Raw genomic sequence first — 17,250 nt, 5'->3', positions numbered from 1 at the left:
GTTCGCTGCAAGGATGGGCAGGTGATCATCCTCGCAGCGACTCCGATCGGCAATCTCGGCGATGCCTCGCGGCGGCTGGTGGAGGCTCTGACCAATGCCGAGGTCATCGCCTCGGAAGACACGCGCGTCACCATCCACCTCATGCGCGCCCTCGGCATCGAGAACCGTCCGCGACTGATCGCCCTGCACGAACACAACGAGGTCGAGAAGGCCGCCGAGATCGCCGAACTCGCGCGCGACACCGATGTGCTCGTGCTCACCGATGCCGGCATGCCGGCGATCAGCGACCCCGGGTTCTCCATCGTGACGGCGGCCGCGGCTGCCGGCGTCACCGTCACCGCGCTGCCCGGCCCTTCGGCCGTGATCACCGCTCTTGCGCTGTCAGGGCTGCCCACCGATCGATTCACCTTCGAGGGCTTCCTGCCGCGCAAAGGGCGTCTCGCCTCCCTTCGGCAGCTCGCCAGGGAACCCCGCACCATGGTGTTCTTCGAGTCGCCCAACCGCCTGGCCGATGCCCTCGGGGACATCGCAACGGCCTTCGGGCCCGATCGTCGGGTCGCGGTCTGCCGCGAGCTGACCAAACTCTACGAGGAAGTGCGTCGGGGCACCGCCGCAGAACTCTCCGAGTGGGCCGCTTTGGGCGTCAGGGGCGAGATCTGCATCGTGGTCGAGGGTGGGGCTGCGCAGGAGGTCGATCTCGACGCCGGGATCGCGCAGGTGCAGTCGCTCGTCGCGGCCGGATCGAAGCTCAAGGACGCGGCATCCGAAGTGGCGGATGCCACCGGACTCGGCAAGCGGGATCTCTACGAGGGAGCGCTCAAGGCGCGCTGAGTCTCGCCAGCTGTTCGGAGCTCAGCGCCAGTTCCGCGGCGCCGGCGGAGTCGGTGATCGTCTCGGGGCGGCTGGCCCCCGGGATCGGGATGACGCAGTGGCCGAGCGAGAGTTCCCAGGCGAGCGCGACGCGCTGCGGGCTCACCCCGAGCTCGGCCGCGACCTCGCTGAATGCGCTGCCCTCGTCGAAGACATCGGAACCCCGTCCGATGCCACCGAGCGGACTCCAGGGCAGGAAGGCGATCTCATGGGCGACGCAGTAGTCGAGCTCGCCGAGGCTCGACCGGTAGGCCGGTGAGAACTGGTTCTGCACCGAGACGAGCCGGCCGCCGAGCACATGGTCGGCCAGGGCGATCTGAGTCACTGTGGCGTTGGAAATGCCCGCAAGGCGGATGACACCCTCATCGAGGAGTTCACGAAGCGCTCCGATGGATTCCTCATACGGCACCGAGGGGTCCGGCCGGTGGAACTGGTAGAGGCCGATCGCGTCGACGCCGAGGCGAGCGCAGGATTCCCGTGCGGCCGCCTTGAGGTGTGCCGGTGTGCCATTGCGATCCCACGGTCCGCCGTCGCGAAAGAGCAGGCCGCCCTTCGTGGCGACGAGCACCTCCTCGGTGCGGCCGCGCAAAGCCTCCGCGACCAGGAGTTCGTTGTGGCCCTGGCCGTCGGCATCCGTCGTGTACGCATCGGCGGTGTCGATGAGGGTGACGCCCGCGTCGAGGGCGGCATGGATGGTCTCGATCGCCCGGTCCCGATCGGGCCGGCCCGGAAGGGACAGCGGCATCGCGCCCAGCCCGATCGAGCTGACGGCGACATCGCCGATTCTGCGGTATTTCATGCGCCCAGCCTAGGTCGAGCGCCTGAATCCGAGCGCTCGCGCACAATTTTTGCGCTGAATGTAAAATTCCTGTTAACCCCCCTTGTCGGGGTGATCGAGCGGGGTTATCGTCGCGATTGCGCCCTTTTCCGGCGCGGTCATTCTTCATTGGGGAAGGTTTCAATACGTGGACAATCGCGCACGCCGGAGGGTGTTCTCTCGCAGGACATTCGGCATCGTGGCTACGGCCACCACCGTCATCGCACTTTCACTCACCGGCGTCTCGACAGCCTCCGCTGCCGATCGCGCGTCGTTCGCCGGGGCGGTACCCCGCTGGGCGACCGCGGCGAACGACGCCGGGGTGACCGCCGCCGACGAGACCGTCGAGGGGGAGATCTACCTGCCGCTGCGAGACCAGGCCGGGGCCGAGGCCCTCGCCACCGCAGCATCCACTCCCGGGGCCCGCGGATACCGCCAGTTCCTCTCACCGCAGACGTGGATCCAGCGCTTCGCACCGACGAAGGCGGATTCGGATGCCGTCGTCGCCTCCCTCACCGCGCAGGGACTGACGATCAGCGCAGTGCCGGCCAGCCGCCAGTACGTGGTCTTCCGCGGAACGGCCGCCCAGATCGGATCGTTGTTCGCCACGACCCTGCACGACTACAACTACTCCGGACACGTCCTCGCGGCACCGTCGAGTGCCCCCTCGTTGCCTTCGGCTCTCGCCGGCAAGGTCTCGGGACTCAGCATCGACCAGGCGAAGTTGCTCACCCACACCGACTCGATCAAGCAGGGTGACCTGCCGGCCGGGGCGAACGCCCTCAGCCGCCAGGCTCCGACCCCCTCGGCCATCGCCGCCCAGTGCTCCACCTATACCGGTGAGCACACCGTGACGGCCCCGGCCGCCTACGGGCAGACCACCTTCGACACCTTCAACTGCGGCTATGTCCCCTCGCAGTTGCGCTCCGCGTACGGGCTCGACTCGCTCGCGAAGTCGGGAGTGAACGGCGCGGGCCAGACCGTGGCGATCATCGATGCCTACGCCTCGCCGTCCATCGTGAACGACGTGAACACCTACTCGGCGGCACTCGGTGAGCCTGGCCTCACGGCGGCGAACTACTCGCAGATCGTGCCGACCCCCGCCCAGTTCGTGGACCAGGAGGCCTGCGGCTTCCCGAGCGGATGGCAGGGAGAGCAGACCCTCGACGTCGAAGCCGTGCACGGCATCGCGACCGGCGCGAAGATCCTCTACGTCGGAGGCTTCAACTGCGGTGGCGGACTGGACGTCGCGCTCTCGAAGATCCTCGACAACAAGCTCGCCAACATCGTGAGCAACAGCTACGGCAACCTCGGCGAGGCGATCCCGGATGACGCGCTGAAGGGCGCGCAGAACCTGCACATCCAGGCGGCGGGCGAGGGGATCGGGCTCTACTTCTCCAGTGGAGACAGCGGTGACGAGGTGGCCAACCTCGGCTACGCGTCCCCCGACTTCCCCGCATCCTCCCCGTATGTCACGTCCGTGGGAGGCACCAGCCTCGGCATCACCAAGGCCGGCAAGATCGCCTATGAGACCGGATGGGGCACCGCGGGAGACAAGATCGACCCGACCGGCACCAGCTACCTCTCACCCCTTCCCGGAGCCTTCTTCGGGGGAGCGGGCGGAGGCACCAGCGCCGTGTTCGCGGCCCCGGCCTACCAGCGGGGAGTCGTTCCGGCGTCGCTCTCGCACGGTTTCCGGGTCTCGCCGGACATCGCGGCCCTCGCCGATCCGTACACCGGATTCTCTGTCGGAATCCGTCCGATCATCGATGACAGCACCCTTGCGGTGGGGGACTTCGAACGGGACACCTACGGCGGTACCTCGCTGGCCTCACCGTTGACCGCCGCCCAGATCGCGATCGTGCAGCAGGCGACCCACACGGCCATCGGGTTCGCGAACCCGACGCTGTACGGGCTCGACCGCATCCTGCCGTTCTCGTTCCGCGACGTGCAGCCGCAGAATCCGACCAAGGCCCTCGTCTACACGAGCGCGACCAGTGGCAACAGCTACCTGATCAGTCTCGACCAGGACACCTCGCTGAAGACCACCCGCCGGTACGACACGGTGACCGGCATCGGCGGTGTGACCTTCGGGCTGCTGTCGCTGCTGGCGGCCGGGCGGCACTGATCGCACCGTCATGAATGAACGGCCCCGGCGAGCGATCGCCGGGGCCGTTCGTCGGTGATCGACTGCGGGTATGCGGCCACCGCGTAACGGGGACCCCGTAGCATCCGCCGCCAATTAGGATGATCGAATGCCCGCCGCTGACTCTTTTTACATCGCGACCCCGATCTTCTATGTGAACGATGTGCCGCACATCGGTCACGCGTACACCGAGGTCGCCGCCGACGTTCTGGCCCGCTGGCATCGCCAGGCCGGCGACGACACCTGGCTGCTCACCGGAACGGACGAGCACGGCCAGAAGATCCTGCGAACGGCCGTGGCGAATGACACCACCCCGAAGCAGTGGGCCGATACCCTCGTCGCGGATGCCTGGTTGCCGCTGCTGAAGACCATCAACATCGCCAACGACGACTTCATCCGCACCACCGACGAGCGCCACGAGAAGGCCGTCACGATCTTCCTGCAGAAGCTCTACGACGACGGTTTCATCTACTCCGGCGAATACGAGGGCTATTACTGCGTGGGCTGCGAGGAGTACAAGCAGCTCGACGACCTCATGGAGACCGCGGACGGCGACTTCGCCGGCACGCTGGTGTGCAAGATCCACGGGCGTCCGGTGGAGATCCTCAAGGAGAAGAACTACTTCTTCCGTATGAGTGACTTCCAGCAGAAGCTGCTCGATCTTTACGAGTCGCAGCCCGATTTCATCCAGCCGGAGAGCGTGCGCAACGAGATCATCTCGTTCGTGAAGCAGGGGCTCGACGACCTCTCGATCTCGCGGTCGAGTTTCGACTGGGGCATCCAGATCCCGTGGGACCACAGCCACGTCGTCTACGTCTGGTTCGATGCGCTGCTCAACTACATCTCCGCGATCGGCTACGGCACCGACACCGAGAACTTCGAACGGCGCTGGCCGGCAGTGCAGCTGGTCGGAAAGGACATCGCCCGCTTCCACGCGGTCATCTGGCCCGCGATGCTGATGGCGGCGGGACTCCCCGTGCCCCGCCGGGTGTTCGGCCACGGGTGGCTGCTCGTCGGCGGCGAGAAGATGTCCAAGTCCAAGCTCACCGGTATCGCGCCCTCCGAGATCACCGATACCTTCGGCGTCGACGCCTTCCGGTATTACTTCATGCGCGCCATCAGCTTCGGCCAGGACGGCTCATTCAGCTGGGAGGATCTCTCCGCGCGCTACCAGTCGGAGCTGGCCAACGGCTTCGGCAACCTCGCCTCGCGAGTGATCGCGATGGTCACGCGCTACCGCGCCGGAGTCATCCCGACCGGGGTCGTTCTCACCGAGGCAGACCAGGCCATCTTCGCCACCGGCCTCCGCGTGACGGCCGAGGCGGATGCCGCCATCGACAGACTGGCCATCCACGAGGCGCTCGCCTCCATCTGGACTCTCGTCGACGAGCTGAACGGCTACATCACCATTCAGGAACCGTGGGCGCTGTCGAAGGACCCGGCGAACGCCGAGCGGCTGGATGCCGTGCTCTTCACGATCGTGCGCGGCCTCGGCACCCTGGCGGTGTTGCTCTCCCCGGTGATCCCGGACGCCGCGGCCACGCTCTGGACGGCGCTCGGCGGCACCGGAGACGTGGCCGACCAGGACGTGCGATCCGCCTCCGAGTGGGAGGGCGGACCCTCGGTCTCCCCGCTTCCCGCGTCCCTCTTTCCCCGCATCGAACAGCCGGACACCGCCGTCACGACCTGACCCCAAGGAGCACAGCATGCCGAAAGCCGTGAAGTTCAGCAGGTACGGCGGTTCCGAGGTGCTCGAGGTCGTCGAGGTGGATGCCCGGCCGCCGGGCCGGCGCGAGGTGCAGGTCGCGGTCGTTGCCGCCGCGATCAACCCGGGGGAGATCCAGATCCGGGAGGGCCGGATGCATGAGGCCTTCCCCGCCCACTTCCCCGAGGGACAGGGCAGCGACTTCGCCGGCGTGGTCACGGCGGTGGGCGAGGGGGTCGACTTCCCCCGGGTCGGTGACGAGGTCATCGGCTTCTCGGACGGGCGCGACGCGCAGGCCGAAGTCGTGACGATCGACGCGAGCCGGGTCATCCCGAAGCCTCACGCGGTCGGCTGGAACGAGGCCGCGAGCCTCTTCGTCGCCGGCACCACGGCGCGGGCCTGCATCGTCGCAGTGGATGTGCGATCCGGCGACACGGTGGTCGTGGCCGGGGCAGCGGGAGGGGTCGGAATCATCGCGACCCAACTCGCCGTGCTCGCCGGAGCCGCGGTCGTGGCTACCGCGAGTGAGGAGAACCATGCGTTCCTCCGCAGTCTCGGTGCCATCCCGGTGGCCTACGGCAAGGGGCTGGCCGACCGCATCCGGAAGATCGTGCCGGACGGGGTCGACGCCTTCATCGATGCGCATGGCGACGGAAATGTGCAGGTCGCGGTCGACCTCGGTGTCGCAAAGGACCGCATCAACACGATCATCGACTTCGCGGCGAAGAAGAAGTTCCGGGTGAAGACCGACGGCATGTCGACGGTCGAGCCGCGGGAGGTGCTGACCGAGCTTGCCCGCTTGGTCGCGAACGGCGAGTTGAAAGTCCCGGTCTATGCGAGCTATCCGCTCGAGCGGGTGCGCGCGGCGTACGAGCGTCTCGGAGCGAGACACGGCCTCGGCAAGATCGTTCTCGAGGTGCGGCCCGCCGACTCGGTGTGACCGGTCGCGCTCTTGTCGCCAGCTGGACGAGGGCACGCCGGGTAGAATTCGGGGATGTCCGCGCTCGAGGAATCCCACGGCCCGATCCGGCAGCGCGACAGCTCGTCGGAGCAGGGCAAGACCCGCGACCTGAGCTATCCGCCGCTGCCGTCGGCGCTCACGGTGGGGGTCTACGACAATCACACCCACCTCGAGATCGGTGATGGCGAGGAGGCGCTCGACTACCGCGAGCAACTCGACCGCGCGTCCAGCGTCGGCGTGCGCGGCGTCGTGCAGGTGGGCGGAGACCTCGAGACCTCGCGCTGGTCTGCCGAGATGGCAGCGCGCGAACCGCGGATGCTCGCCGCCGTGGCCATCCATCCCAACGAGGCTCCCCGGTATGAGGCCGCGGGGGAGCTCGATGCGGCTCTCGCCGAGATCGACGAACTCGCCGGCCGGCCGCGGGTGCGCGCCGTAGGGGAGACCGGACTCGACTTCTTCCGCACGGAGGAGAGCGGGCGCAGCGCGCAGTATCGCTCGTTCGAGGCGCACATCGCCATAGCCAAGAAGCACGAGCTGGCCATGCAGATCCACGACCGGGATGCCCATGCCGAGGTGATCGCGACCCTGCGGAGCAACGGAGCGCCCGAGAAGACGGTATTCCACTGCTTCTCGGGGGACGCCGACATGGCACGGCTCTGCGCCGACAACGGCTGGTATCTCTCCTTCGCCGGCACCGTGACGTTCAAGAACGCCGGCAATCTGCGCGATGCGCTCAGTGCCATCCCGCGCAGTCAGATCCTCATCGAGACTGACGCTCCCTTCCTCACCCCGGTGCCCTACCGCGGGCGCCCCAACGCTCCGTACCTGATCCCCACCACCCTGCGTTTCATGGCCGACCATCTCGGCACGGATGTCGCGCTGCTCGCCGCCCAGATCACCTCCAACACGGAGCTGGTCTACGGCACCTGGGATGCCGAACCGGTCACCCAGGATCTCGGCTCGCCCTACGACGAGGCCATCGACTCGTCCGACCTCGCGTGAGCCTGCTCGGGCCCGCGGAGATCCGCGACCTCGCCGAGCTGCTCGGCATCCAGCCGACGAAGAAGCTCGGCCAGAACTTCGTCATCGACGCCAACACCGTTCGCCGCATCGTCAAGGCGGCGGGAATCGTCTCCGGCCAGAGCGTGGTGGAGGTCGGCCCGGGGCTCGGCTCGCTCACCCTCGGACTGCTGGAGACCGGGGCATCCGTCGTGGCCGTCGAAATCGACACACGTCTGGCGACGCAACTCCCGATCACCGTGGAGCAGTTGCAGCCCGGCGCTCCACTGACGGTGATCACCCAAGATGCGATGACGATCACCGAGCTGCCCGGTCGCCCGACGAGCCTCGTCGCCAACCTGCCGTACAACATCTCCGTGCCGGTGCTCCTGCACTTTCTCGAACACTTTTCTCACCTGCAGACCGGGCTCGTGATGGTGCAGGCCGAGGTCGGCCAGCGGATCGCCGCGGACCCGGGCTCGAAGATCTACGGCAGCCCCAGCATCAAGGCCGCCTGGTACGGAAAGTGGCGCACCGCCGGCCAGGTGAGCCGCCAGGTGTTCTGGCCGGTGCCCAACGTGGACTCGATCCTCGTGCGATTCGACCGCGGTGAGCTGCCCGGCACGGAAGCGGAGCGGCTCGCGACCTTCGCCCTTGTGGATGCCGCGTTCCAGCAGCGACGCAAGATGCTGCGGCAGTCGCTCTCGGTCGTGCTGGGGGACAGCTCCGCGGCATCGGCCCGGCTTGAAGCCGCGGGGGTGGCGCCGACCGCACGCGGGGAAGAGCTGACGGTGGCCGACTTCCTCGCCGTGGCACGCGACGGTGTTGCCGCCGGAGCGTAAAGAGGGCTCCGAGGGTTCGGCTAGGTTGGAGTTATGACCTCCGCGGCCGCTCCGAAGGTGGTGCACGCACGGGCACCGGGCAAGATCAACGTGTTCCTCAAGGTCGGTGCCCTGCTCGATGACGGGTACCACGACGTCGCGACGGCCTATCAGGCCGTGTCGCTCTACGAAGACATCCGCGCCACCGTCGCCGACGACTTCTCGGTCTCGTTCACGGGGCCGATCGACACGTCCGGCCTCGCCACTGACGGGTCCAACCTGGCGATCAAGGCAGCGACACTGCTCGCGCACCGCGCCGGCTATCGAGGAGGCGTGCATCTCGAGATCGAGAAGCATGTGCCGATCGCCGGAGGCATGGGCGGCGGATCGGCGGATGCCGCGGCCACGCTCCTCGCCTGCGACAGCCTGTGGGGCACCGATCTCACCCGGGAAGACCTGCTCGAGCTCGCGGCCCAGCTCGGCTCCGACGTGCCGTTCGCGTTCACCGGAGGCACCGCGATCGGAACGGGTCGGGGCGACCAGCTGAGCCCGGCGCTGGCCAAGGGCAGCTTCCAGTGGGTGTTGGCGCTCGCCGACTTCGGCATGAGCACCCCGCTCGTCTACAGCGAACTCGATCGTCACCGCGATCGGCATGCGCAGGACATCTTCCCCGCCTCGACCCAACCGCAGGTGGACGCCAACGTGCTCCAGGCCTTGCGCGCCGGGGATCCGCACATGCTGGCGGAGGTGCTGCACAATGACCTTCAGGCGCCCGCCCTCCATCTCGAGCCCCGGCTGGGCGCGGTCATCGAGCTCGGCGAGGAGAATGGCGCGCTCGCCGGGATGATCTCCGGATCGGGCCCGACCGTCGCCTTCCTCGCCGCCAACCTCGATGCGGCACTCGAACTGCAGATCGCCCTCAGCGCCGCCCGCTTGACGGTGGTGCGGGCGACCGGGCCGGTGCACGGCGCCCGGCTCATCGGCTCCTGAACGGGTCTCGCTAGCGCTCGAAGCGCAGCACGTTCACGCCGGTGAACGCGTGTTCGTCGGCCAGGGAATAGCCCAGGTCCGCGAGCTTCGCGGTGACGCTCGGCCGCCAGTCCTGCTTGTCGCTGGTCACGAGCCAGACGGTGTTCACCCCGGTGAATCGATCGGTGACCTGATCGAGTGGGTACCGGGTCTCCCACAGTTGCCCGCTCTCGGCCGCGGGGGTCTTGAGCTTCACGTCGATCAGCCCGGAGAAGGCCTCGGGGTAGGAGTAGGCGATCACGCGGGTGGTCGCGGCCTTGTGCTGGCGCACTGGCCCGTAGATCACGGCCTGGGGAACATCGGCATCGGGTGATCGCTGGGAGGCGATGAAGCCGGCCACCTCACTCCAGGAGGAATTCTGCTTGGCTTCTGGCGTCCGCTGGTGAAGGTATTGCGGAGCGGCGAGCGCCGCGCTGAGAACGAGGACGGCGGCGACCAGGCGGCGTCTGCGGAGGGTCGAGATCGCAATCGAGATCAGAACGGCGGCGGCGGGAGCGGAGAAGGTGAGGTAGCGCGGTGAGTAGAGGGGCGACACCGTTACCGAGGCCAGCAGCAGTCCGACCGTTGGCACGATCAGCCAGGGCAGGAACACGGATGCCGCCGTCGGTCCCGGCCGGGCCGACTCGGCGCCGATCCCGCCACCGCGCCGATGCCGCCACAGCGAGAAACAGGAGACCAGGATCAGCGCCCAGCCGAGAACGGCCAGGAGTGGACTGCCGAGGAACCACTGCGTGACGAAGACGGCGTGGAAGGTTCCGGCATCGATCGGGGCGATCCAGTCGACCTGTGCCGACTGCCGGGAGGCCGCGGACGCGAGCGGCGCGACCACGAGAGCGGATGCCCCCGCAGAGACGGCCCAGCCGATGAGGGAGCGCTGTGCCGGCCGTCCCGCGGCCAGGCGCGTCCAGACGGCCGTGAACCCGTGTGCCGCCACGACGAAGACGAGATAGAGGAAGGTGGTGCTTGCGAGGACGGCGAGCAGCCCGTACGCGGCCCACCATGCGATCCGCGCAGCAATCGGAGCGGATCCGCGGCGCCAGGCCGAGACGAACACCAGGGTGAGTGCGACCGCGAGTGCGGCGGTGGCCGCGTAGGAGCGACCCTCGGTACCCGCCCAGGTGATGCGGGGCAGGAGTGCGAAGACCGCTCCCGAGATGACGGCGACCCGGGTCGAGGCGAAGCGCCGCACGAGAACGACGACCAGCGCGGCTGCGGCTCCGACGGCAAGCGCACTGGGCAGCCGAAGAGTGACAGGCGAATAGCCGACCAGGTCGAACCAGAGGTGCATCAGCACGTAGTAGAGGCCGTGAACGGCGTCGACGTGCGTGAGCATCCGCCACAGCTCGGGCCAGCCGCGCTGTGTCGCGGAAACGGTGGCCGCTTCGTCGAACCAGACCGAGGGTACCCAGGAGAAGGCGACCGACAGCAGAAAGGCGAACCCGCCGATCGCTGCCGGGGCGAGGGCGGGATGCCGGCGCAGGAGGCGTCCGGTGCGATGGGTCGCGGTGTCGCGCGCGAGAATCGTCATGGGGAGGCCTCCTCTGGAGTGGTCGGGGTGCAGGAGCACCGAGTGTGCAACATACGCCGAATGGCCCGCTGCGCGATGCGCAGCGGGCCATTCTTCAGGAGATCGTAATTACTTGGCGATGACCGTGATGGTCGCGATACCGACGAGCAGCTGCGACTTGACGGCGTCCGTGTTGAACGTCTTGTTCAGCAGGCCGGCGGCGTCAGCGGAGACGTGAACCGTGGTGCCGGTGAGGATGGCGTTGTTGCCGTCCATCTGGAGCGGCTTGAGGGTTCCACCGTAGAGGTCGAACAGGTCGACCTGGGTCGCGGCGGAGGTGCCGTTGACCGAGACGTCACCGTACAGGATGGACTTGCCCGGGTCGATGGTGAAGTTGGTCAGCTCGACCTTGGTGTCACCAGCGGTCAGCGAGAAGCCGGATCCCTCGTGCTTGATGGTGCCCTGGACGTACGGGCGAAGCTTCTTCGCCGGGTCGTAGTAGTCCACGTTTCCACCGGTGATGGGGAAGTGCAGGCTGCCGTCGGTGAGCGTCGCGGTTCCGACGGTTCCGGGGGTGAGGCCGAGGGTGGTGAGCGCCGAAGCGAAGCCCGCGTCGAGGAGCACCGCGGTGTCGACACCGGTGAGGCTCGGGATGGAAGCAAGCGGCTTCTGCACGGCGGGAGCCGAGGAGGCCTTCGGGCTGGAGGACGTGTCGCTGCTCGTGGTGCTCGAGCAGGCGGCGAGGCCTGCGACGAGAAGTCCGGCGGTGATGATTCCGACTGTTGCCTTCTGGAATTTACGCATGATGTGATCCTTAGGTTTTCGCTTGCCCTTGGTGACAAGCGGTTCTGGGTATTGGTTCGGCCCCCCTCGCCAAAGGGTTTGGAATTGACCCATGCTGTTATCTTTCCGTTACATTTCCCAGCAAACGTCCAGCGAAAAACCCCGGAATTCCGGGGTTTTTGCGAAATCCCACCGAGACACGGCTCCCGATCATCGGCGGTGGAACGCTCTTCCCGAGCTCGCATCCGCCGTCTCGAGGCACCGAGCTCGCGCCAGCTGCTACGAGCGGGATGCCCCGCGCAGCAGGCTGAGGGGGTGCCGCAGCCGCGCACGCCCCTGGGGGCCGGTGCGGTAGAGAGCCATCACGACGATCACGATGATGGCGGTGGCGATCGCCACCTGGGAGACCCCGTGGTTCGGGATCAGCAGCCGCACGGTGAGAGCGAGGGGCACGGCGAACCATTCCCAGCGGCCGCTCAGTGCGATGAACGGCACGAGCAAGAGGGCATACCAGGGATACCGCGGCGACACGATGAGCAGTGTGGTGCCGATCATGATGAGCTGTCCGAGCCACGGGGCATCCGGATCGGTCTTCCACCACACCAGCACCGCGGTGATCAGCAGCAGCACGGCCGCGACGGCGAGGGAGGCCGTCTTCGGCACGAAGAGGGTGAGCAGGGTGAAGCGGCTGCCGTTGTTGTAGCCCTCCTCGGAGAGGTAGCCCGGCAGGTAGCCGAGCACCGCTATGCCGGTGGAGAGGACGTAGGGGATGTAGAGCACCGCGAAGGTGACGATGGAGGCGACGATCACCTTCCACGGCTGCCGGCGCAGCAACGCGGGTGCGGCGATCACCGGGATGAGTTTGACGGCGATGGCGGCCCCGAGCGCGATTCCCCCGCGGAAGCGCAGGCCGCGGGCGACCAGCAGGGTGGCGACGAGTGCGAGGAGGGCGCCGAGGATGTCGATGTGCGAGTTCGTGATCGCCTCCGTCGCGACGATCGGGCTCCATCCCCAGAGCGCCGCCCACCGGGGGTCGAGGTTGCGTCGACGCAGCGCCACGATGAGCATCGCCGTGATTGCGATGCTCATGAGCAGGCCGGTGAGCTGCAACGGCCAGTATTCGGCCGAGGGTCCGGTGACGAAGCGCACGCCGGCGAAGAACATCTCGGCGGCGGCCGGATAGATGGTGGGCACTTTTGAGCGGTTGAGCGCGGTGCAGAGGGGGATCCCACTCGGCCTTGAGGACGTCTTGTAGGTGCGCGGTTCGACGCAGCGATGGGTGCCGTCCGCGTTCTCGAGCGGGGTCGGGAACAACCATTGCGGGCGCAGGCTGCCGAGTGCATCATCCACCGGCACGTAGCGGTAGGGGGAGATGCCGGCGTTCTGCACGATGCCATCCCAGGCGTACCGTGCCGAGTCGGTGCTCGTGTTCGGCGGGCCGGTCATCGCCGCCCCACCGATGAGCGCCGAGCCGATGAGCACGATCGCGATCGCCGGCCGGGTCGGCACGCGGCGAAGCGCGAGGATCGCCAGGGTGAAGAGCACCCAGAGGCCCACCGTGCAGAGCAGCAGCGCGGTGGGGTGGTCGCTGTCGAAGTATCCGAGAGCGGTCACCGAATACGCCGTCAGCCCCGCCAGTGCCGCGGCGGCGACGCAAGTCAGCACGGTAGAGACGGGGGCAGAGCGGAGAGGGGCGGCGATCTTCATCGCCACTCATCCTGCCCGAACCGGGCTCCGGATCCACGTGGCCCGGCCGGTGCCGTTTCAGAACCGTAAGGTTTGATCGGCGCGGCGGACGGCATCCGGATGCTCAAATAAAGGCATGCGCCGTCTTCTGCTCGAGCTCCGGCGGGTTCTCTCGACGCCGTCGAGGAACCCGCGCATGGCCGTCGTGCTCGGACGCCTGCTCGGAATCGCCTTCCTCGTCTGTTTCGGCACGGGGCTCTACAGCCACTTTCTGCAGGAGCCGCTGCCGTGGATGGTCTTTCCCACGCGGCCCCAGACGCTCTACCAGTTGAGCCAGGGCATCCACATCACCGCTGGGATCGCCTGCTTCCCGCTCATCCTCGCCAAGCTCTACGTCGTCTTCCCTGAGCTGTTCCAGACGCCGCCGATCAAGAACTTCGTCGGGTTCCTCGAGCGGGCGTCGATTGCGATCTTCGTGGCATCGTCCCTGGTGCAGATCGTGACCGGGTTGCTCAACACCTATCAGTGGTACCCGTTCCCGTTCCCCTTCAAACAGACCCACTTCGCCCTCTCGTTCGTGATCATCGGCTCGCTCGCCATCCATATCGCGGTGAAACTGCCGGTGATCTCCCGGTACTGGACGCGCTCCCGCAGCTTCGATGCCGACGGGAACCTGCTGCTCGACGACGAGGACCTTCCACTCACGACCGCGGATGTCGCTGCCGAACTCGCCGAGACGACCGCGGAACCCGTCGGTCCGATCTCGCGCCGCGTCGACGGTCTCACCGGCCGGCTCTTCGACTGGATCGACAGCGCACCTCCCCGAATCGAGACCCCGAAGCAGGCAAAGGTCTCCCGCCGCGGATTCGTCGCGACCGTCGGCGTGGCCACCGCTGCGGTCGTCGCGCTGACGGCTGGCCAGTCGTTCCGCGTTCTCGACGCGATCAACGTCTTCGGTCCGCGAAAGAACTTCGTCGGCCCGAACGACCTGCCCATCAACCGCACCGCCAAGGCGGCCAAGGTGACGGATGCCGACACCGGCGCCGACTGGGCGCTCTCGGTGAGTCGCGGCGCGGTAGTCAAGACCTACACCCGCGCGGATCTCGAGTCAATGACGCTGCACAGCGTCGACCTTCCGATCGCCTGCGTCGAGGGCTGGAGCCAAATGGCATCCTGGCGCGGAGTGCGCCTCCGCGATCTGCTCGATGCCGTCGGCGCGCATCCCGATGAAGACCTGCGGCTCACCAGCCTCGAGAAGTCGGGCGGATACCGGGTCACCGAGATGGGTCACGAATTTGCGCAGGACGAGCTCACCCTCGTAGCGCTCGAGCTCAACGGGGACCCCCTGAACATGGACCACGGCTTTCCTGCCCGCATGATCGCCCCCGGTCGCCCCGGGGTGCTGCAGACCAAGTGGCTGTCGAAACTCGAGGTGATCTGATGCGGGAAGATGTGGCGCCAACCGGTTCGATGAAGGCCTGGCGAACGGGGCTTGTGGTGCTCGGCGTGCTGCTGCTGCTGCTCGGCGCCTACGTGTTGATCGACACCGTGAAGCCGGTGAAGATCGCCGGTGTCGCCCTGTGGTTCGTTCTCGCTCTGATCGTGCACGACGGAATCATCGCGTTCGTGACCTTCGGGGTCGCGTTCCTGCTGCGCAAGGCCGGTCGGGCACTACCGATCGCCGCGCTCGCGATGGTTCAGGCCGGTCTCGTGGTCTGCTCGGTCTTCGCGATCATCGTGCTGCCGGCGGCGTATAAGAAGTCCATCGGCTCGAAGAACCCCACGGTGCTGCCGCTCGACTACGGACCATCGCTCGTGATCCTCTGGGCGGTCATCGTGGTGCTCACGGCTCTCGCCGTGATCGGCTATACCGCGTTGGCGAGACGGCAGAAGAACCGGCCGTCGGTCTCCCAGGCCTGATCGAGGCGCAGCCCGATCCGCAGGGCACGCTGCACCAGCGCGGTCACGCCGATCTCTGCCCACGGGAATGCATCACTCTGGTGGCCGCTGATGTCGACGACGGTGCCGTCGTACATGTGGTCGCGCGTCGGCTCGGCGTGCACCTCGACAACGATCACGCCGTCCGCGGAGATCAGCTCTGCACAGCGTTCGAGCAGGGCGGAGGGATCACCGCCGATGCCGATGTTGCCGTCCACGAGCAGAGCGGCACCCCACATCCCCTCCCGGGGGAGTCGCTCGAACACCGAGCGGTTGAGCACCATCAGACCGGATTCGCGGGCGATCTCCACCGCGGTCTCCGAGACGTCGATGCCGAGAGCGGTGAGTCCCTGGTGCATGGCGGCGCGCACCATGCGGCCCGGTCCGCAGCCGATATCGAGCACGGCACCGCGGATACCGTCGAGGAGGCCGAGGTCAGCGGCATCCGCTGCGTCGTTCCAGCGCGACACGTCCATGGCCCGCGAGGGGGTGAGCGAGTCGGAGTCGACGTCGCGGAGATAGAGCACCTGGTCGTCCAGGCGGAGGGCTCGAGCGTAAGGCTCGGCGCCGCCGGATCCGAAGGTCGCGAAGGCCGCGTCGCTCATCGCACCGCTCCCGTCTCTGTGGTGCTGTTCTCGAAGGAGGCCAGCGTGCGGGCGAATTCGGTGTGCGGGGCGAGGCCGGCCACGAGGCGGGCATCGTCGATGGTGTCGACGTCGACGAGCTCCGGCAGCATCCGCACCCGCAGTCCCGCCTGCGTGAGACGGTCGTGCTGCAGCTGGCCGGTGTCGTCGCGCGACATCGGGACGCCCCGGATGAGCGAGCCGTCCGGGTCGGCCATGGCGATGGTCCAGTAGCCGCCGTCGTTGGCGAACCCGAGGTAGGCGTCGGTATCGGCGGGCCATTCGCCGAACAGCGGCTCGAGCATCGAGGCATCCAGCTGGGGGGTGTCCATGCCGACGAGCACCGTTGGGCCCTCGCATTCGTCGAAAATCGCTCCGAGACGCATATCCAGATCCCCGCTCACTTGGTGTATCACGTCGTATGGTTCGGAGCCGAGGGGAAATAGGTTGCCATCGAAGAGCAGAATTCGTCGGGAGGCATCCAGGGCGCTCACCGCCCGAAAGGTGTCAGCCAGGCTCGCTGAGGCGAGGGTTGCGGCCTGTTCGAGGCTGAGAGGGGGGTGCAGACGTGTTTTCACCCGGCCCGGAATGCACTCCTTCGCGATGATGATCAGTGTTGTCAACGGTTGTTCGTCCTCAGCAGTCGGGACATGTCGGTGATGGCCACGACGGTGCCGCGGATGGTACCGGTGACTTTAGAGCGCCCGATGCGCGGGGAATAGGGGGTTGCTTTCTCGACGATCGTCCATCCCGCGCGCGAGGCCTTCAGCACCATCTCGAGCGGATAGCCGCTGCGACGGTCGATGAGATCGAGGGCGAGCAACGCCTCCCGGTTGGCCGCCCGCATCGGGCCGAGGTCGTGCAGCGGCACCCCGGTGGCCCGACGCATCAGCCAGGCGAGGGCGAGATTGGCGAAACGCGCGTGAATCGGCCAGGCTCCGCGGGTGGTCGGACGGCGGCGACCGAGGGCGAGATCGGCGGCGCCGCTGGTGACCAGGGCGACAAGGGGTTCGAGATCACGGGGATCCATCGAGGCATCCGAATCGCAGAAGGTGACGATCGGAGCCGTAGCGGCGAGCAGACCGGCGTGGGCCGCCGACCCGAATCCGCGGCGCGGTTCGTGAATGACAAGGGCTCCGGCCGCTTCGGCGATCTCGGCCGAACGGTCGGTCGACCCGTTGTCGACCACGATCGCGCGGTATCCCTCCGGCAGGTGGGAGAGCACCCACGGCAGGGCGCCCTCTTCGTTCAGGCAGGGCAGAACGATGTCGACGAGCGGAGTGGTCACACTGGCAAGCGTAAGAGGCGCGGCTGGGCTCACCGGTCGCAAAGCCTTACGAAATGCTGACCGATGTGCCTCCTGCC

16 protein-coding genes are annotated in these 17,250 nt (G+C 67.4%); 9 read left to right on the top strand and 7 right to left on the bottom strand.

The features are described from left to right. The first annotated feature begins 21 nt into the window (after positions 1-21). A complete protein-coding gene (gene rsmI / locus VLI63_RS12400; protein WP_409157140.1) occupies positions 22-831 on the top strand; it encodes a 16S rRNA (cytidine(1402)-2'-O)-methyltransferase in 810 nt (269 codons plus the stop codon). On the opposite strand, the gene VLI63_RS12395 is transcribed toward rsmI, so the two are convergent. Next, complete coding sequence (locus VLI63_RS12395) at positions 818-1,669, bottom strand: aldo/keto reductase (RefSeq protein WP_409157139.1); 852 nt, start codon at positions 1,667-1,669, stop codon at positions 818-820. The genes rsmI and VLI63_RS12395 overlap by 14 nt on opposite strands. Before the next feature lie 217 nt (positions 1,670-1,886). Between VLI63_RS12395 and VLI63_RS12390 the strand changes: the two genes are divergently transcribed. From VLI63_RS12390 to VLI63_RS12365, 6 genes are all read left to right on the top strand, one after another. Further along, a complete protein-coding gene (locus VLI63_RS12390; protein WP_409157138.1) occupies positions 1,887-3,815 on the top strand; it encodes a protease pro-enzyme activation domain-containing protein in 1,929 nt (642 codons plus the stop codon). Between the two features lie 127 nt (positions 3,816-3,942). Continuing rightward, positions 3,943-5,523, top strand: coding sequence for a methionine--tRNA ligase (metG, locus tag VLI63_RS12385; protein ID WP_409157137.1), 1,581 nt, complete (start codon positions 3,943-3,945; stop codon positions 5,521-5,523). A gap of 16 nt (positions 5,524-5,539) precedes the next feature. Next, on the top strand, positions 5,540-6,478 hold the full coding sequence (locus VLI63_RS12380) for a zinc-binding dehydrogenase (RefSeq protein WP_409157136.1): 939 nt from the start codon (positions 5,540-5,542) through the stop codon (positions 6,476-6,478). Positions 6,479-6,532: 54 nt separating this feature from the next. Next, complete coding sequence (locus VLI63_RS12375; RefSeq protein ID WP_409157135.1) at positions 6,533-7,501, top strand: TatD family hydrolase; 969 nt, start codon at positions 6,533-6,535, stop codon at positions 7,499-7,501. Beyond that, positions 7,498-8,340: a 16S rRNA (adenine(1518)-N(6)/adenine(1519)-N(6))-dimethyltransferase RsmA gene (gene rsmA, locus VLI63_RS12370; RefSeq protein ID WP_409157134.1), complete on the top strand. Its 843-nt coding sequence runs from the start codon at positions 7,498-7,500 to the stop codon at positions 8,338-8,340. The genes VLI63_RS12375 and rsmA overlap by 4 nt, the downstream gene beginning before the upstream one ends. Positions 8,341-8,373: 33 nt before the next feature. Beyond that, positions 8,374-9,309, top strand: coding sequence for a 4-(cytidine 5'-diphospho)-2-C-methyl-D-erythritol kinase (locus VLI63_RS12365; RefSeq protein ID WP_409157133.1), 936 nt, complete (start codon positions 8,374-8,376; stop codon positions 9,307-9,309). Positions 9,310-9,319: 10 nt separating this feature from the next. Here the strand turns inward: VLI63_RS12365 and VLI63_RS12360 are convergent, their stop codons facing one another. From VLI63_RS12360 to VLI63_RS12350, 3 genes are all read right to left on the bottom strand, one after another. Further along, positions 9,320-10,876 carry a hypothetical protein gene (locus VLI63_RS12360; protein ID WP_409157132.1) on the bottom strand — a complete coding sequence of 519 codons (1,557 nt, stop codon included), beginning with the start codon at positions 10,874-10,876 and terminating at the stop codon, positions 9,320-9,322. Between the two features lie 108 nt (positions 10,877-10,984). Next, entirely contained in the window at positions 10,985-11,659 is a 675-nt protein-coding gene (locus tag VLI63_RS12355) for a hypothetical protein (RefSeq protein WP_409157131.1), read from the bottom strand. A gap of 258 nt (positions 11,660-11,917) precedes the next feature. Continuing rightward, entirely contained in the window at positions 11,918-13,345 is a 1,428-nt protein-coding gene (locus VLI63_RS12350; protein WP_409157130.1) for a glycosyltransferase family 87 protein, read from the bottom strand. A 115-nt stretch (positions 13,346-13,460) separates the two neighbouring features. On the opposite strand from VLI63_RS12350, the gene VLI63_RS12345 reads away from it, so the two are divergent. Continuing rightward, positions 13,461-14,765 (top strand): molybdopterin-dependent oxidoreductase, encoded by a 1,305-nt coding sequence (locus tag VLI63_RS12345; protein ID WP_409157129.1) that lies wholly within the window; start codon positions 13,461-13,463, stop codon positions 14,763-14,765. After that, the gene (locus VLI63_RS12340; RefSeq protein WP_409157128.1) at positions 14,765-15,244 is read left to right on the top strand and encodes a hypothetical protein; all 480 of its coding nucleotides are present in this window, start codon (positions 14,765-14,767) and stop codon (positions 15,242-15,244) included. Before VLI63_RS12345 ends, VLI63_RS12340 begins: the two co-directional genes overlap by 1 nt. On the opposite strand, the gene VLI63_RS12335 is transcribed toward VLI63_RS12340, so the two are convergent. The 3 genes from VLI63_RS12335 to VLI63_RS12325 are packed head-to-tail and all read right to left on the bottom strand — an operon-like array spanning position 15,190 to position 17,173. Beyond that, positions 15,190-15,867 (bottom strand): class I SAM-dependent methyltransferase, encoded by a 678-nt coding sequence (locus tag VLI63_RS12335; protein WP_409157127.1) that lies wholly within the window; start codon positions 15,865-15,867, stop codon positions 15,190-15,192. The two genes, VLI63_RS12340 and VLI63_RS12335, sit on opposite strands and share 55 nt — an antisense overlap. Next, positions 15,864-16,508, bottom strand: coding sequence for a DUF2064 domain-containing protein (locus VLI63_RS12330; RefSeq protein ID WP_409157126.1), 645 nt, complete (start codon positions 16,506-16,508; stop codon positions 15,864-15,866). Before VLI63_RS12330 ends, VLI63_RS12335 begins: the two co-directional genes overlap by 4 nt. Beyond that, entirely contained in the window at positions 16,505-17,173 is a 669-nt protein-coding gene (locus tag VLI63_RS12325; protein WP_409157125.1) for a glycosyltransferase family 2 protein, read from the bottom strand. The genes VLI63_RS12330 and VLI63_RS12325 overlap by 4 nt, the downstream gene beginning before the upstream one ends. Positions 17,174-17,250 lie beyond the last annotated feature (77 nt).

It is taken from the genome of Lacisediminihabitans sp. H27-G8 (assembly GCF_046156175.1).
Lineage (GTDB): Bacteria > Actinomycetota > Actinomycetes > Actinomycetales > Microbacteriaceae > Lacisediminihabitans.
The sequence above is the reverse complement of the archived record's forward strand: the minus strand, read 5'-3'. Positions and strand labels throughout refer to the sequence as shown.

Bases quoted from the DNA above. Each gene is read 5' to 3' on its own strand.
- VLI63_RS12395 (WP_409157139.1), bottom strand. From the start codon at position 1,669: ATGAAATACCGCAGAATCGGCGATGTCGCCGTCAGCTCGATCGGGCTG.
- VLI63_RS12355 (WP_409157131.1), bottom strand. From the start codon at position 11,659: ATGCGTAAATTCCAGAAGGCAACAGTCGGAATCATCACCGCCGGACTT.
- VLI63_RS12380 (WP_409157136.1), top strand. From the start codon at position 5,540: ATGCCGAAAGCCGTGAAGTTCAGCAGGTACGGCGGTTCCGAGGTGCTC.
- VLI63_RS12335 (WP_409157127.1), bottom strand. From the start codon at position 15,867: ATGAGCGACGCGGCCTTCGCGACCTTCGGATCCGGCGGCGCCGAGCCT.
- VLI63_RS12345 (WP_409157129.1), top strand. From the start codon at position 13,461: ATGCGCCGTCTTCTGCTCGAGCTCCGGCGGGTTCTCTCGACGCCGTCG.
- metG (WP_409157137.1), top strand. From the start codon at position 3,943: ATGCCCGCCGCTGACTCTTTTTACATCGCGACCCCGATCTTCTATGTG.
- VLI63_RS12360 (WP_409157132.1), bottom strand. From the start codon at position 10,876: ATGACGATTCTCGCGCGCGACACCGCGACCCATCGCACCGGACGCCTC.
- VLI63_RS12365 (WP_409157133.1), top strand. From the start codon at position 8,374: ATGACCTCCGCGGCCGCTCCGAAGGTGGTGCACGCACGGGCACCGGGC.
- VLI63_RS12340 (WP_409157128.1), top strand. From the start codon at position 14,765: ATGCGGGAAGATGTGGCGCCAACCGGTTCGATGAAGGCCTGGCGAACG.
- VLI63_RS12375 (WP_409157135.1), top strand. From the start codon at position 6,533: ATGTCCGCGCTCGAGGAATCCCACGGCCCGATCCGGCAGCGCGACAGC.
- VLI63_RS12350 (WP_409157130.1), bottom strand. From the start codon at position 13,345: ATGAAGATCGCCGCCCCTCTCCGCTCTGCCCCCGTCTCTACCGTGCTG.